Origin of the sequence: Pseudoalteromonas sp. HF66, assembly GCF_011806445.1 — a bacterium.
Lineage (GTDB): Bacteria > Pseudomonadota > Gammaproteobacteria > Enterobacterales > Alteromonadaceae > Pseudoalteromonas > Pseudoalteromonas apostichopi.
Window position 1 is genome coordinate 393,266 of record NZ_JAATOU010000001.1, and the last position, 13,366, is coordinate 406,631.

A 13,366-nucleotide genomic window follows, 5' to 3' on the forward strand; every position below is an offset into this window, starting at 1 on the left:
TTTGCAATCCCGAAAAAGCTGAACTAATATACTTTGCATGCAAAATATATTTCCACTTAATTAGGAGAGTAACCATGAAAGAACTACAAAGCGTCGCATACACAGCAAAAGCAACAGCTACGGGTGGTCGTGAAGGTACAGCAAAATCAGATGATGGCCGTTTAGATGTGGCACTATCAACACCTAAAGGGTTAGGTGGTGATGATGGTCAAGGTACAAACCCTGAGCAATTATTTGCAGCAGGTTATGCGGCGTGTTTTATCGGCGCATTAAAACTAGTTGCTGGCCAAGCAAAAATTAAATTACCAGCAGATACTCACATAAACTCAGAAGTATCAATTGGTCCTATCGAAGGCGGTTTTGGTATTGCCGTTAAGCTTGCGGTATCAGTGGGTGATCTTGATAAAGACACAGCCCTTGCTCTAGTTAATAAAGCACACGAAGTATGCCCATACTCAAACGCAACGCGCGGTAATATTGCTGTAGAACTATCAGTGATCTAATCATTGTGATCAAATTAAGCCGTGCTTTAAGTGCGGCTTTTTTGTTTTTCAGCAATCGATTTTGCTAAATCGCCTGAGTCAGTGAGCGCTGATACTAAGCCTTCGCGCGGCTCACTAAATTCTATTGGCTTAATCTTACTTGCTCGCTCTTTATCGAATATTGGTATTTGGCTCATCGCGTATTCAGATAAGGCGGTAATGGTTAATGATGGGTTTACCCCTAAATTACCCGGTATGATTGAACCGTCGATAACACGCAGGTTTTGATAGCCAAATACTTCCCCCGAGCTATCAACTACGCCGTTGGAAGCATCAGTACCCATAGCGACCCCACTCATGATATGTGCCGTCATCGGTACACCAAATAGCACTTCAGATAAGGCTGAGCCTGGCACACCGCCAAGTTTTTCGGCGTATAGTTTGGTCGCTTCTTCTGCTTTTGGAAAACTAACGCTAAGCGGCGTATCATTTTCTTTTTGCACTGCAGTTATGCTCTTTTTAAAGAAGCGATACCATTTGCGTCGCCACTCAAGGTGAATAAACGCCTCTGATTTTTGCATTACTAAAAATAGAATGGAGCTGCGGGCTTTGCCTTTTGGGCGCAGAACTCTGGCTGTTTTTATTGGATGGCGCAGTGTGTTAACTAAAAACTTAGTAATACGCTTTAGACCTTTTCCTGTCACCATGGGAACGTAAGGTAAATATAGCCATGTGCCATCGGCACCTTCTCTAAACCGGCAAATTTCAATGTTAGTGTCTTTGTCGACCGAAATAAATGAGCTGATGGCAACACCATCATCAACTTTTTTAGTGGTGTTGTTAGCGGTGGTGAGGGTTTCTGAGTTAGTGCGAATTTGCTTCCCAAGCCAAGCTGAAATATTGGGCAATGTTTTGTTTTTATCACGCATTTTTAAAAGCAACGGAACGGTGCCCATTACTCCTGCACTTAGCACAACCCCCCGTGTTGTCAGGGTATAAATATGGCTATTGCGATGACTGGTATCTTTAATTTTGATTTTGTATCCGGCGCTACCATCTGCACTGAGCGGGGTGATTTTTATTACTTCAGAGCTTGGTCTTATTTCTACGCCGTTGCGCTCGGCAAAGTAAAGATAGTTTTTCATTAAAGTGTTTTTAGCATTATGGCGACAACCAATCATACAGCTACCACAGTAATGACAGGTATTTCGCCTTGGACCATCACCGTTAAAGTAAGGATCCGGTAGCTCTTTGTTATAGGCTTCGCCGGGTTTTGCAAAAAGCACACCTGTGTTCACGGTTTTGAAGGAGTCACCTTGACCCATTTGCTCAGCAATGTCTTTAAGCGCGTGATCGGCAACATTGGTGTAAGTATTTTTGGCACTGCCTAACATGCGTTGTGCAAGACCATAGTAGGGCATTAGGGTTTCTTTCCAGTCTGATTTTATTCGTGTCCAAGCTGGAGATTGAAAGACTTCATCATCAGGAATAAGGTGCACATTGGCATAAACTTGTGAGCCACCCCCAACACCGACGCCATGCAGCACTGTGACTTTGCTGGTAAACGAAAATTGAATGCAGCCTTTTAGGCCAATTTCTGGCTGCCACATATAGTTTTTGATATCTAAATTGGTTTTTGGAAACTCTTTATCGTCGCGGCGCAGGCCTTTTTCGAGTACTAATACCCGGTTACCTTTCTCGCTTAGGCGTAGCGCACTAACAGAGCCACCAAATCCGGAGCCTATAATAATTTGGTCAAAATCGAATGTGTGTTGCTGCATTATTGTAACCTGTTGGTGTTACCTACTATTAAAGACTTGGATTAGTAGTGGTGGCATGTTTAATTTCTATACCTGCAATGCTTTTTATTATTAGTACTTTTTTTGCAATTAATCTAATGTGATCAAACAAATGGTCTAAACTATTAGTTAATCAATGATAATAATAGCAGGAAGAATCAATGCGGCAGTTAGCATTAGCGAAAAAGTTGTTATGGCTCACCGTAGGCAGTATTTTTATTACGGTGTTTGTTTTATCAAGCATTTTATGGTGGCAGCTTTCAAGTAGTAATCAAGAGTTAGCTAAACAATCTGAAAAGCTGATTGTTGCTGAAGTGGAAGAGAAACTTTCCTCAAATGCAACAGCATATGGTGAACAAGTCGCCGGCTTTATCAATGAAGCATATCGAGTACCTTACTCATTCGCTGCTATTTTAGGCGACCCTGATGCTGCAGCGACTCTAACGCGCGATGCTGTGGTTGAACTTAATCGCTCTATACTGAATAAAAACACAATACTCTCATCTATTTACTCGCAATTCGAAGCAAATGCATTTGATGGTCGTGATGCTAACTTTATCAGTGGCTATGACCACTCTGTAGCCGGTGCTGGTACATTAGAAATCTATTTCACGCGCAATCGAGATGGTGTCATTGAGCAACAAGTTGTTGACGATGTCGCAGAAAAATATGTAGACACGTTAAATGAATTTGGACAGCGTGAAGCTGAGTGGTACTTGTGTGTAAAAGACACGAAAGTGCCATGCATTATGGAACCTTATCTATACGAAATCACCCCTGGTTACTCTGAAATGATGACGTCTTTAACGGTGCCAATTCTTCGAGGTAGCGAATTTATTGGTGTTGCTGGTGTTGATTTAACCTTACCTGTGTTTCAAAGCATGACCGAAAAACTGTCAAAAGAGCTGTATAACGGTAAAGCTCGAGTCACTTTATTAAGCTCACTTGACTTAGTGGTAGGTAGCAGCCATTACAAAGATAAGCTTGGCAGGCCGCTAAAAGAGGCGGTGACTAAAAGCACTTTAGACAATTACGTAAAAGCGAAAAATCAAAGTGGCGTATTTAAAGTCGGCGATCAGTACTTAGTTAATTATCCAATTACAATTAAGCTTGCTAAAACACAGTGGAACTTGTTGATTGAAGTGCCTGCTGAGCTTGCTCTTGAAGGCCCTCAAGCACTTGCAAATAGCATGAGTGAAAATGCTAATACCTTAGGTGGTTTAATCTTGGTTACAGGTATTATTATTGCTGGTGCAGCCTTTGTTATTATGACTTTAGTGATCCGCACTATCGTGGCTCCATTACAACAAATTCAACAGCGTGTTGATAACCTTGCCAGTGCTGAGGGTGACCTAACACAAACTCTACATGTTGATACACATGCTGAATTAATCGCATTGGCAACAGGCTTTAATGCGTTTCTTACTAAATTACGCGACTTAATTGGTGAGCTTAAAAATGTATCGACACAAACTAAAGAGCAGGCTCATTTGGCGACAAGTGTTGCAGTTGATACTAAACATAACGTTCAAGCTCAGTTCCAAGAAATAGAGAGCGTAGTGACGGCAATGAACGAAATGAGCGCAACAGCTCTTGAGGTGGCAAGAGCCTCAGAGCAGTCAGCGCAACAAGCCGATGAAATAAACAGCCTAGTTGTGAGCAGTGAATCTAGCTTGTCGTCTGCGGTTACTCAAGTTAAAACCATGTCGGATGAAATCAAGGAGGCTAATCAAGCGGTTGAAAAAGTGGCGGCACGCAGTAACGACATCACCCAAATTCTTGATGTGATCAGAACGATTGCAGAGCAAACTAACTTGCTTGCACTTAATGCGGCAATTGAAGCGGCAAGAGCCGGTGAGCAAGGCCGTGGTTTTGCGGTGGTTGCTGATGAGGTCAGGGCACTTGCTTCAAAAACCCGCTCATCAACAGATGATATTAGTGGCCTTATAGATAGCTTACAGCTAGAAGTTGGTAATGCTTCTAAAGTTATTGAGCAAGGTGTAGTGCGCGCACAAACAGCGGTGGATGAAACCTCAGTTGCCTTCGATGCATTGCATGAAGTCGTGGTAAAAGTAGACGAAATAACGCAACAGATTACCCATATTGCAACGGCGGCGGAAGAGCAAAGTTCTGTCACAGAAGAAATAAACCGTAACTTGACGTTAATTTCAGATGCCGCATCGCAATTAGCTGAGCTATCGACACAGGCCGGAGATGGTAGCCAAACTCTCAGTGCACTCGTCGCGCAACAGGATGATGAGTTGAACAAGTTAAAGACGAAATAACTTTAAGCTGCTAGTTGCAAGAGTAAAGGGACTAGTTGTGAGATACGAGGTTCGAGAAAAAACGCGATGTAAAATCGCTGCTACATACTCGTACCTTTTTCTCGTAACTTTACTCTCGTAACTAGCAACTCGTAACTCTAACTACACTGCGCCTGATTGCGGCCTCGGTTTTTGGCTTGGTACAATGCTTTATCTGCGCGTTTTAACATCGACTCTATGTGCTGATCGTTTGCTTGCAAGGTGCTTACGCCAATACTCACAGTGAATTTAACGTGATTGTTGTCGACGATGATGTCTTGTTGTTCAATATCGACCCGGATCTTTTCTGCAATAACAAAAGCAGTGTGGTTATTTGCCATGGGTAAAAATAAGACAAATTCTTCTCCACCAATACGCCCCGCAATATCTGATGCTCTGCTATGTTGGATGAGCTTATGCGCTGTGGTTCGTATTACTTCATCGCCAGTAGCGTGGCCATATTTGTCGTTTATAGCTTTAAATTGGTCTAAATCTAACAGTAACAGGGAGCAGGTACATTGCGCGTCATGATATTTTGCAAACTGCTGATTAACCTTTTCGAAGAAGCCGCGGCGATTATAAAGTTGTGTTAAATGATCTGTTACAGATAAGGCTAATGCTTCATGCTTAGCACGTTCTAGCTCATAGGTTCTCTCTTCTACTTTTTGTTCGAGCATGGTGGTCAGCTTTTGTTGTTCTTTCTTGCGCTGAATAAACACGGCTTGAATAAGTAATACCGCTGAAAGAGTAAATAAAAAGAAAAACTGCATGGTCACTTCTGCTGACTTTGGGTGATGATAATAAAAATAGCCCCAGCCTTGATTACTTCCGACCCAAGCAGCAAAAAACACCAACATATTCATGCAGCTGGTGGCGGTTGGTGATAACCTCGTGGCTGCATAAAGCAGCGGAAACAGCAGTAATGCAGGTTGTAAAAATGGTAATGTCATCGCTGTGTATGCAGGGCCAAAAATAAAATAACACAACAAAACCACGGTCAAAGTAAGTAAAAGAAGCTTAGAAAATTCACTAAGGGTGACCGGATGCGGCCAATTTCGCCATAAAAAGTAAAGGGCAGGGGTGAATACAATCGCCGCTAGGGCATTGCTAATGCTCCAATTTAATATGCCTACATATAAGCCATCAAACCACTCGATACCAACTAGTGAGTATATGCCCACACCGAAAAATGCAGAAATCACACCAATCGCTATGCAAGCAACAATAAACACTCTGGCTAAACTGGTGACGCTCGTCAGCAGCGTGTGTTGTTTAAGTTTTCGGTTAATTAGCCAAAATGCAGTTAAAGCAGCGAAAGTATTTCCTGTCGTTGTCGCGGCATTTATTGCTATGTGTTTAAAAGTGAGTGGATTTAAGCCGCTGAGATAAAAGTAGAAAAGCACGACTAAATAGGTGCCTGATGCAACGCCCAACCAGGCTTTGCGACCAAATAACATCAAGCCAGCCAATGCGACTCCTGCAGGTGGCCATACCGCCAGTGTTTTTAACACTTGCATGGTAAACAAGCCAAACAGCAGATAAACAGAGCAAACAATGATATTAAATTGCCAAGGTTTGAGCTGTGTGTTCATACATCCCTTTAAGTGCTTTTGTAATAACCCCATGAGAAAGGCGAGTTAGCATTATTTAAAGTACTAATAAATTAGTATATTAGCAGTTGGGAAATAGGCAAATTCGATTAATCTAAAAGTGGTTTTACATAGCTGTTTGCTATTCATACAATTTATTAGACTAATAGTTAATGTGCTCAAAAAGCAAGCAAGTCTTACTCTTTATTGGCCTTTTTATTTTTAAAAAACATTAAATATCAAAGTGTTAAAATATTTTTTGAGAGCCACTTTTTATTAAAAACCCCATTTTTATAAATTCATACCCTACCTTTTGCCTAATCGTGTTTTGCAGTTGGCTGCTTTACCCTAACTGCATAATAAAAACTCACATAATTTTTCAAGATAGGTAGTAGGAGAACTCATGAATACGAGGCAGCAATCAGCGTCTGCTGAACAAGGATCGGATGCTCATGCCGACCAGCAAAGCTATCAAGCTCTTCATAAACCCAGCAGTGAATTTTCGAGTCGTGACGAATACCTTGAACACGAATTACAAATTATGCAGCCTAAGCGCTGGCGTCCTAACTTACCATTTCGTGATTATCGGTTTGAATTAGAAGACTCTATCCCAGCCATGGCAGGCACCATAGGCAAGGTGGTAATGGTGGGTGCTATTGCTGCAACATTTGCAGCGCCACTGGGCCTAGGTGAAGGTTTTATTTTAGAAAACGTGCGTTATGAGCTGTTAATTGTATCGATCTTCATTTTATTATTTTCAGGCTTCTTTTTACCAACAGCAAACTTAGCGGGTACGCATGGGCCGCTTATTCCTTTGATCCCGATTGTTGTTGCTGCGGGTGGTCACCCAATGGCCTTCGGTTTACTGATAGGGGCGTTTGGTCTGTTACTGGCACTTAGTAAAGGGGGGAGTTTACTGGCGGGATTAACTAGCCGAGGCGTGTGTGGCGGTTTATTGCTCTACCTTGGTTTTATTGGCACGATTTCGCAGGTTAAAAAGCTGTTTGCATGGGCTGAAGGCATTGATATGACCCATATCGCTTTTATTGTGATTTTATCGACAATCGTGTTGTATGCCTTACTTGAGCACTACAAAAAACGTTGGTTAGCTGTGCCATTAAGTTGCTTACTTGGCGGGTTAATCGCATTTTTACTGGGAGCACCGTTTGAGTTTAAAACAGCACCGGGCTTACCAAATATGAACCCGATGTATTGGTGGGGTGAAAATACTGGTTGGATGTTGGGTTTGCCTACACTTGAGAGCTTTGTGGTGGTATTACCATTTGCGGTGCTTGCGGTTGCGATGTGGTCACCCGACTTTTTAGGGCATCAAGTATTCCAAAAAATTAGTTACCCTGAGCGCACTGAAAAAGTACAAATGAACATTGACGATACTATGTTTAGCGCTTCAATCCGCCAGACTTTTGGTTCATTGTTAGGTGGCTCTAACTTTACCTCGTCATGGGGAACCTACATTGTACCTGCAGCCATTGCTAAGCGCCCAATTCCTGCAGGGGCGGTGTTAACTGCATTATTTTGTATCATTGCCAGTATTTGGGGCTACCCAATGGATTTAGCAATTTGGCAACCCGTATTATGTGTAGCCTTGATTGTTGGTGTGTTTATCCCACTTCTTGAAGCTGGCATGGAAATGACCCGCGAAGGTAAAACCACGCAATCGGCCGCTATTGTGGTATTTTCATCGACTTTAGTGAATCCTGCATTTGGTTGGTCATTAACTATGTTGCTAGACAATCTGGGCTTAATTGGTTGTAAAGAGCGAAGCTCTGAATTATCCCCAATGAGTCGTTGGATCATTCCATTAATAATGTTTATTATTTTAACAAGCGTGATGGCAATGGTAGGTATGCTGCCAGGTATCCCTGCGTTAATGGCAGACTTTAGGCATTAATATAGATTAGGGTAAGGTGATAAACACCTTACCCTTTTTTAAAGCTCTTATTTAAACTTAACTGTTTTTTCGCTGCGGGTGTAAGTACGGGTATCGGGTTTTGTCCATTGACCCTTTTTAAGGTAAGAGGTCGATACCACAAAGCTATTGTTTTTAAACTCGCTTGTCGATTTTACTTTAGTGATCCCTTCTTTGCTGCCTGTCACATTTTCATAAGCAACAAACCGAGTAGGGCTAAGTACATTCATTGTGCCTTGGGTATAAAAGCCTGCTGTAGTGAAGTAATAAAACACCAAAGACTGCTTTTTATTGTCCCAAAAAATCATCGATTCACCACCATATTCACCTTCATTGATAGAGTGAATGGTTTTAATGGCGGTGCCATTGAGCGCACGTTGCCACATACTCACATCCTGTACCGCAGGTTTACCAGCTGCGACATTAAAGTCTGACTGCCACGTGCCTAAATAAGGCTCAAACACTTTTAGCTTGTCATCAAGTTGTTGCTCTGCAGCCAAAACAGAAAGTGAACACAGGCAGATTGATAGTAAAAGTGATTTGAGGTATGCCATAATAACGCCCCGATATAATTTAATTTATTTTGCAAAGTATAGGTGATAATTCGTTGATTAAGAAAACATTAGTTACATTTTCATTGTTGTTTTTAGCGTTATTATGGCTGATATCGTGGCAACTTAATATTACCTACTTTATTGCAGGCACTTACAGCGTAGCGAGCTTAATAAGCTTTTTGGTATATGGCTGGGATAAACGGTTAGCGATGCAACATGGCGAGCATGTGATAAGAGTGCCTGAGCGTACACTGCATATTTTAGGGTTAATCGGCGGCTGGCCAGGTTCATTAATTGCGCAGCAATGGCTAAGACACAAATCTAAAAAACGCAGTTTTATTGCTGTACTTTGGTTAACAGTTATTGTTAATTGCAGTGCACTGTCGTCACTGTATTACTTGCAACTGATATAAAGTATCAGCAGAAGTGTATTAATCTCTTTCTAAAAGCACTGCGCCATTTTGCTCTTCACCTAAATAATCGTCTTTATTGTAAATAGGGCATTTGGCCATTGATAAGCAGCCGCAGCCAATGCAACCGTTAACGCGCTCGCGCAATCGCTGCATGTATTGAATGCGTTCATCTAATTGGGTTTGCCAGCGCTTCGAAAGTTCTGCCCAATCTTGTTTAGTGGGTGTGCGCTGCTCAGGTAGAGTGCTTAAAGTTTGTTTAATGTCCTCAAGGGTTATGCCCATGGTTTGCGCGGCTTTTATTACGGCAATTCGGCGTAATACATCGGGTTTATAGCGGCGCTGATTACCGTTATTTCGCCAGCTGCGAATAAGTCCTTTCGACTCATAAAAATGCAAGGTTGAAACTTTTACGCCACTGCGTTTTGCCACAAAGCCAACCGATAGGTTTGCATCAATAAGTTTCTTATCTGACATAATTTGCTCCAAGGTGTTGACCTAAAGTTAGCTTGAGGTTTTACGCTGCGCACATCATAAAAAAGGAGTGATAGTCATGCAACAAAAACCAATAACAAATACGGTAATTATTTATTCAAGTGCGCGAAAACAAGGTAATACGAGTTTACAAGTTAATGATTATAAAACGCAATATGGTGGTGATGTGGTATGTCTAGATGACTATGTTATCTCGCCTTATTGCTACGATAAGCAATATAAAAATGATGATTTTTATGCGGTATTTGAAGCGCTGTTGAATTATCAACATTGGGTAGTTGCATCTCCGGTGTATTGGTATAACACCACACCGCAGTTTAAAGCATTTTTAGACCGGATCACTGATTACATGGATGATGAAACACTCAGGCCTAAACTGAGAACACTTCGTGAAAAGCAGTTTTCATTGCTCTCAAACGCAGGATCTTCACACGCACCTAACGCGTTTATCGAGATGTTTAAAAACACCTTTAATTACTTAGGCATGACCTTTAAAGCGCATCAACATATTGATGCTAGTTAAACGCGTTTAAACAAGGTAGGCTAGAGTAAAAAACAACAGGAACTTTTATGAAATCAACACTGTTAGGTTTATCTTTAGCCTTATTATCTTCGTTTAGTCATGCAGAGCAAGCTGAGCCTGCTATTAAAGGTTTTGGTTTTTACTATGATGTGCCAAACCATGCGCCAATCTCTGATCAAACGGTTTTCAAAGTGGCATTTGATGTAGCTGATGCAGCAGAAAAAGGGGGGCAGAATAACAAAATGAACTCATTAGCACGATTCATTAATATGCACATAGCTCATGGTGTGAAACCTGAGAACATTCAACTTGCTTTAGTTGTGCATGGCGGCGCAAGTGTTGATGTACTAGAAAACAGTTTTTATAAAAAGCGCTTTGACAGCGACAATAAAAATCAGCAATTGATCTCACAATTGTTAGCACAGAACACTGTTGTGTATTTGTGCGGGCAGTCTGCAACGCACATGAAGGTAAAGCAACAGCAGCTTATACCGGGTGTACAAATGGCTTTGTCGGCAATGACCGCACACGCACAATTGCAACAACAAGGTTACACACTGAATCCATTCTAATGAATATCTTATGTTTTGGTGATTCAAACACCTATGGTATTTCGCCCGTTGATGGTAAACGCTTGGCTGCTTATGAGCGCTGGCCAAGTTTGCTTGGTATTAAATTAGGTGCTGGCTATGAAGTGATTGAAGCCGGACAGCCAAACCGTACGCTGGTGAACGACCCGCCTTTTAGTGGCGATAAACTGGGTATTAAATACCTCGAACCCTACCTCGCGGCTTATCATTTAGATGTGATTATTATTCAGCTTGGCACTAATGATTTAAAGCGCCGTTTTGCACTGTCGCCTGCTGATATTGCCAATGCCCTCGAAACACTCATTTTAGATATAAAAAACTACTATCTGCACCGCAAATTGCCCAAAATAATGATACTAAGCCCGCCTGCGGTGTATGAAGTTGGCGCGTATCAATCTATTTATGCAGGAGCAGAGCTAAAAGCAAAACTCTTAGTGGAAGAATTTAGAAATGTTGCTGACAGTAACAACTGCTGTTTTGTTAATTGCTTTGAACTTATAACGACATGTCCTTCGGAAGGAATTCATTTGCCAATCTCACAGCATGAGGTTCTTGTAGAACACCTGATAAGTATTCTCTAAAGTAAAACTTTGCAGTGCTCTTTAAAAGATTTGCCAATTTTTATCTTATCACCATTATCTAGCTCTACATGCTCGTTTGTAATAGCTATGACTCTGTTGTTATTCACTATGTATGATTTATGGATTTGAGTGAATGAACCTATTAACTGCTCTAAAAGCTGTTTTAGAGTTGTTGTTGCGAGGATCGTTTGGTCGTCTTGGTGTACTTTTACATAATTACCATATGCCTCAATATATTTAATTGTATCTAAACTAAGCTTGCGTTTTTCGCGATCTATTTTTAAGGTGATTGATTTGCTTTTAGGAGCCAGGTAAATGCGCTCGCGCACTTTATTTATTGCTTGCTGAACACGTTTTGCAGATACAGGCTTGAGTAAATAATCAGTAACATTAAGTTCAAAGCCCGTGATTGCATATTCTTCATAAGCACTCACAATGATAATTTGAGGTGGATTAGCGAGTGCTTGAATGAGCTCTAATCCTGACAATTCTGGCATGTTTATATCTAAAAACACGACATCTATAGTTGATTTTGCTAATTCGTACAAAGCATCTTTAGCGCTGAAATGCTGAGAAACTACTTTGATATCTGAGTACGACTCTAAATGATGAAGAATTACTTGATGAGCAAGTGGTTCATCATCAACAATAATTGCCTTAATCACTTGATAGCTCCAAAGAGAGGTTGGTTTGCCAAAGTCCATTGTGATTGTGCACCAATAAAGTATGTTTTTCGGGATAAAGCAGCTCTAAACGGCGCTTTAAATTTTTTAGTCCCATACCTGAATCATCGTTATCGCTTTTGCGAGGAATACTATTTTCGCAATATAAAGTTAAAACGTTGTCGTTTAATGTTAGTTTTATCGTTACTTCAGCGTTTTCTTGTGCGTGTTCAACACCGTACTTTATGGTGTTTTCAATTAAAATGATCAGAAGCAGTGGTGCTATAGAAAGAGATTGAGTAGTTTCAGGCCATGCTAGGTTGAATCTACAGTTATTTGCATGCCTTATCTTGTGCAGTTCAAGAAAGTTTTTAATGTAACTTAGCTCTTTTTCGAGTGGAACGAATGGTTTTTGCCCTTCATAGACGGTATATCTCAGTAAGTCAGCCAACTGTAATACCAAATCAGGTGTCTTTTCTGATTTTGTTAATGCAAGTGCATATAAGTTATTTAAAGTATTAAATAAAAAGTGCGGATTAATTTGCTGCTGCAGTAGCTTTAGTTCTGTTTTTATTTGCTGTTTGGCGACTTCTTCTAATTTATGGTGGTGCTGTTGGCGTTCAAACGCCAAGATAATGGGTGTAGAGATACTTAAAAATAAAAACATAAACTGATAATTGTACTTATTGATAATGTTTTGGCTGCCTCCCGGAGTTAGATTGGCGACATATGAGGGTAAGTCATTAACAGGTAATGTGAGCACAATAGCGACAAGTAATGGTGTAAAAATAACCATGCTAATTAAGCATGCAGATACAAAAATGAGCACTCCATGTCTGGCTAATAATTGACGTATTAAAATGTAACGATTAAATAAAAAAATGCCGTGAACGATAATTGCGTAGACCAGAAGCTGAGAAAAATACCAAATAAATTGATAATAGTTTGTAAGTAGCTTTTGAGTATCAAATATCAATGCGAATGGTTGATTTAGCAGGGGTGATTCATGGCTATTAAGTATGCCAGCCATGATAAACGCCCAGGCAAAACATATAAAAAAAACAACTTTATTTAATGTAAACAATGAGCTAATCCAACTGGTAAATTTAGATTTTTGGTTCTTCTTAAAACGTTGGGATGAAAGCCAAAATAAACTTGCTAGGCTGCAAAGTAACCAACATTGTTCTTGTAAGTAATGCCATTTATCATAAGTTGGCAAGCCGTTGCTTAATAGATAAGTGATTATTGGATAACCAATAAACCCTGACAACCACCACAATGAAGCTTGCTTTAAAGAGTGTTGAGATGCTATCCAGTGAGCGATTAAGAAGGGGATACACTCAAAAATTAGCTGTAAATTTACTGTTAGATAAGTACCTGGTGAATCAATTCTCAGGGAAAGATAACGAATATGGCTTTCAAGTAGTATCGCAGCGATTAATGGTAGT

13 protein-coding genes are annotated in these 13,366 nt (G+C 40.7%); 7 read left to right on the top strand and 6 right to left on the bottom strand.

All coding sequences use genetic code 11. The features are described 5' to 3' along the window. Positions 1–74: 74 nt before the first annotated feature. A complete protein-coding gene (locus tag HCZ11_RS01650) occupies positions 75–503 on the top strand; it encodes an organic hydroperoxide resistance protein (protein ID WP_054553604.1) in 429 nt (142 codons plus the stop codon). A 26-nt stretch (positions 504–529) separates the two neighbouring features. On the opposite strand, the gene HCZ11_RS01655 is transcribed toward HCZ11_RS01650, so the two are convergent. Next, positions 530–2,263: a GMC family oxidoreductase gene (locus tag HCZ11_RS01655; RefSeq protein ID WP_167657455.1), complete on the bottom strand. Its 1,734-nt coding sequence runs from the start codon at positions 2,261–2,263 to the stop codon at positions 530–532. A gap of 179 nt (positions 2,264–2,442) precedes the next feature. Here HCZ11_RS01655 and HCZ11_RS01660 point away from each other — a divergent pair, with 179 nt between their 5' ends. Then, the gene (locus HCZ11_RS01660) at positions 2,443–4,566 is read left to right on the top strand and encodes a methyl-accepting chemotaxis protein (RefSeq protein ID WP_167657456.1); all 2,124 of its coding nucleotides are present in this window, start codon (positions 2,443–2,445) and stop codon (positions 4,564–4,566) included. Positions 4,567–4,703: 137 nt separating this feature from the next. On the opposite strand, the gene HCZ11_RS01665 is transcribed toward HCZ11_RS01660, so the two are convergent. Further along, the gene (locus tag HCZ11_RS01665; RefSeq protein ID WP_167657457.1) at positions 4,704–6,176 is read right to left on the bottom strand and encodes a diguanylate cyclase; all 1,473 of its coding nucleotides are present in this window, start codon (positions 6,174–6,176) and stop codon (positions 4,704–4,706) included. A 400-nt stretch (positions 6,177–6,576) separates the two neighbouring features. Between HCZ11_RS01665 and HCZ11_RS01670 the strand changes: the two genes are divergently transcribed. Next, on the top strand, positions 6,577–8,085 hold the full coding sequence (locus HCZ11_RS01670; protein WP_167657458.1) for a DUF3360 family protein: 1,509 nt from the start codon (positions 6,577–6,579) through the stop codon (positions 8,083–8,085). Positions 8,086–8,132: 47 nt separating this feature from the next. On the opposite strand, the gene HCZ11_RS01675 is transcribed toward HCZ11_RS01670, so the two are convergent. Next, the gene (locus HCZ11_RS01675; protein ID WP_167657459.1) at positions 8,133–8,657 is read right to left on the bottom strand and encodes a hypothetical protein; all 525 of its coding nucleotides are present in this window, start codon (positions 8,655–8,657) and stop codon (positions 8,133–8,135) included. 53 nt (positions 8,658–8,710) lie between these two features. Here HCZ11_RS01675 and HCZ11_RS01680 point away from each other — a divergent pair, with 53 nt between their 5' ends. Continuing rightward, the gene (locus HCZ11_RS01680) at positions 8,711–9,070 is read left to right on the top strand and encodes a DUF1294 domain-containing protein (protein WP_167657460.1); all 360 of its coding nucleotides are present in this window, start codon (positions 8,711–8,713) and stop codon (positions 9,068–9,070) included. An 18-nt stretch (positions 9,071–9,088) separates the two neighbouring features. Here the strand turns inward: HCZ11_RS01680 and soxR are convergent, their stop codons facing one another. Continuing rightward, on the bottom strand, positions 9,089–9,544 hold the full coding sequence (gene soxR / locus HCZ11_RS01685) for a redox-sensitive transcriptional activator SoxR (RefSeq protein ID WP_167657461.1): 456 nt from the start codon (positions 9,542–9,544) through the stop codon (positions 9,089–9,091). A 76-nt stretch (positions 9,545–9,620) separates the two neighbouring features. On the opposite strand from soxR, the gene HCZ11_RS01690 reads away from it, so the two are divergent. Genes HCZ11_RS01690 through HCZ11_RS01700 form a run of 3 tightly spaced genes read left to right on the top strand, consistent with a single transcriptional unit; the run spans position 9,621 to position 11,256 of the window. Beyond that, the gene (locus HCZ11_RS01690; protein WP_130052807.1) at positions 9,621–10,085 is read left to right on the top strand and encodes a flavodoxin family protein; all 465 of its coding nucleotides are present in this window, start codon (positions 9,621–9,623) and stop codon (positions 10,083–10,085) included. Between the two features lie 47 nt (positions 10,086–10,132). Further along, positions 10,133–10,657 (top strand): DsrE family protein, encoded by a 525-nt coding sequence (locus tag HCZ11_RS01695; protein WP_130052806.1) that lies wholly within the window; start codon positions 10,133–10,135, stop codon positions 10,655–10,657. Then, positions 10,657–11,256, top strand: coding sequence for an SGNH/GDSL hydrolase family protein (locus HCZ11_RS01700; protein ID WP_167657462.1), 600 nt, complete (start codon positions 10,657–10,659; stop codon positions 11,254–11,256). The genes HCZ11_RS01695 and HCZ11_RS01700 overlap by 1 nt, the downstream gene beginning before the upstream one ends. Here the strand turns inward: HCZ11_RS01700 and HCZ11_RS01705 are convergent. Together HCZ11_RS01705 and HCZ11_RS01710 are read right to left on the bottom strand one after the other, a co-directional pair. Continuing rightward, the gene (locus HCZ11_RS01705; protein ID WP_130052804.1) at positions 11,253–11,921 is read right to left on the bottom strand and encodes a LytTR family DNA-binding domain-containing protein; all 669 of its coding nucleotides are present in this window, start codon (positions 11,919–11,921) and stop codon (positions 11,253–11,255) included. The two genes, HCZ11_RS01700 and HCZ11_RS01705, sit on opposite strands and share 4 nt — an antisense overlap. Beyond that, complete coding sequence (locus HCZ11_RS01710) at positions 11,914–12,948, bottom strand: sensor histidine kinase (RefSeq protein WP_250662275.1); 1,035 nt, start codon at positions 12,946–12,948, stop codon at positions 11,914–11,916. The genes HCZ11_RS01705 and HCZ11_RS01710 overlap by 8 nt, the downstream gene beginning before the upstream one ends. Positions 12,949–13,366 lie beyond the last annotated feature (418 nt).

Bases quoted from the DNA above. Each gene is read 5' to 3' on its own strand.
- HCZ11_RS01650 (WP_054553604.1), top strand. From the start codon at position 75: ATGAAAGAACTACAAAGCGTCGCATACACAGCAAAAGCAACAGCTACG.
- HCZ11_RS01655 (WP_167657455.1), bottom strand. From the start codon at position 2,263: ATGCAGCAACACACATTCGATTTTGACCAAATTATTATAGGCTCCGGA.
- HCZ11_RS01660 (WP_167657456.1), top strand. From the start codon at position 2,443: ATGCGGCAGTTAGCATTAGCGAAAAAGTTGTTATGGCTCACCGTAGGC.
- HCZ11_RS01665 (WP_167657457.1), bottom strand. From the start codon at position 6,176: ATGAACACACAGCTCAAACCTTGGCAATTTAATATCATTGTTTGCTCT.
- HCZ11_RS01670 (WP_167657458.1), top strand. From the start codon at position 6,577: ATGAATACGAGGCAGCAATCAGCGTCTGCTGAACAAGGATCGGATGCT.
- HCZ11_RS01675 (WP_167657459.1), bottom strand. From the start codon at position 8,657: ATGGCATACCTCAAATCACTTTTACTATCAATCTGCCTGTGTTCACTT.
- soxR (WP_167657461.1), bottom strand. From the start codon at position 9,544: ATGTCAGATAAGAAACTTATTGATGCAAACCTATCGGTTGGCTTTGTG.
- HCZ11_RS01690 (WP_130052807.1), top strand. From the start codon at position 9,621: ATGCAACAAAAACCAATAACAAATACGGTAATTATTTATTCAAGTGCG.
- HCZ11_RS01695 (WP_130052806.1), top strand. From the start codon at position 10,133: ATGAAATCAACACTGTTAGGTTTATCTTTAGCCTTATTATCTTCGTTT.
- HCZ11_RS01700 (WP_167657462.1), top strand. From the start codon at position 10,657: ATGAATATCTTATGTTTTGGTGATTCAAACACCTATGGTATTTCGCCC.
- HCZ11_RS01710 (WP_250662275.1), bottom strand. From the start codon at position 12,948: ATGGCTGGCATACTTAATAGCCATGAATCACCCCTGCTAAATCAACCA.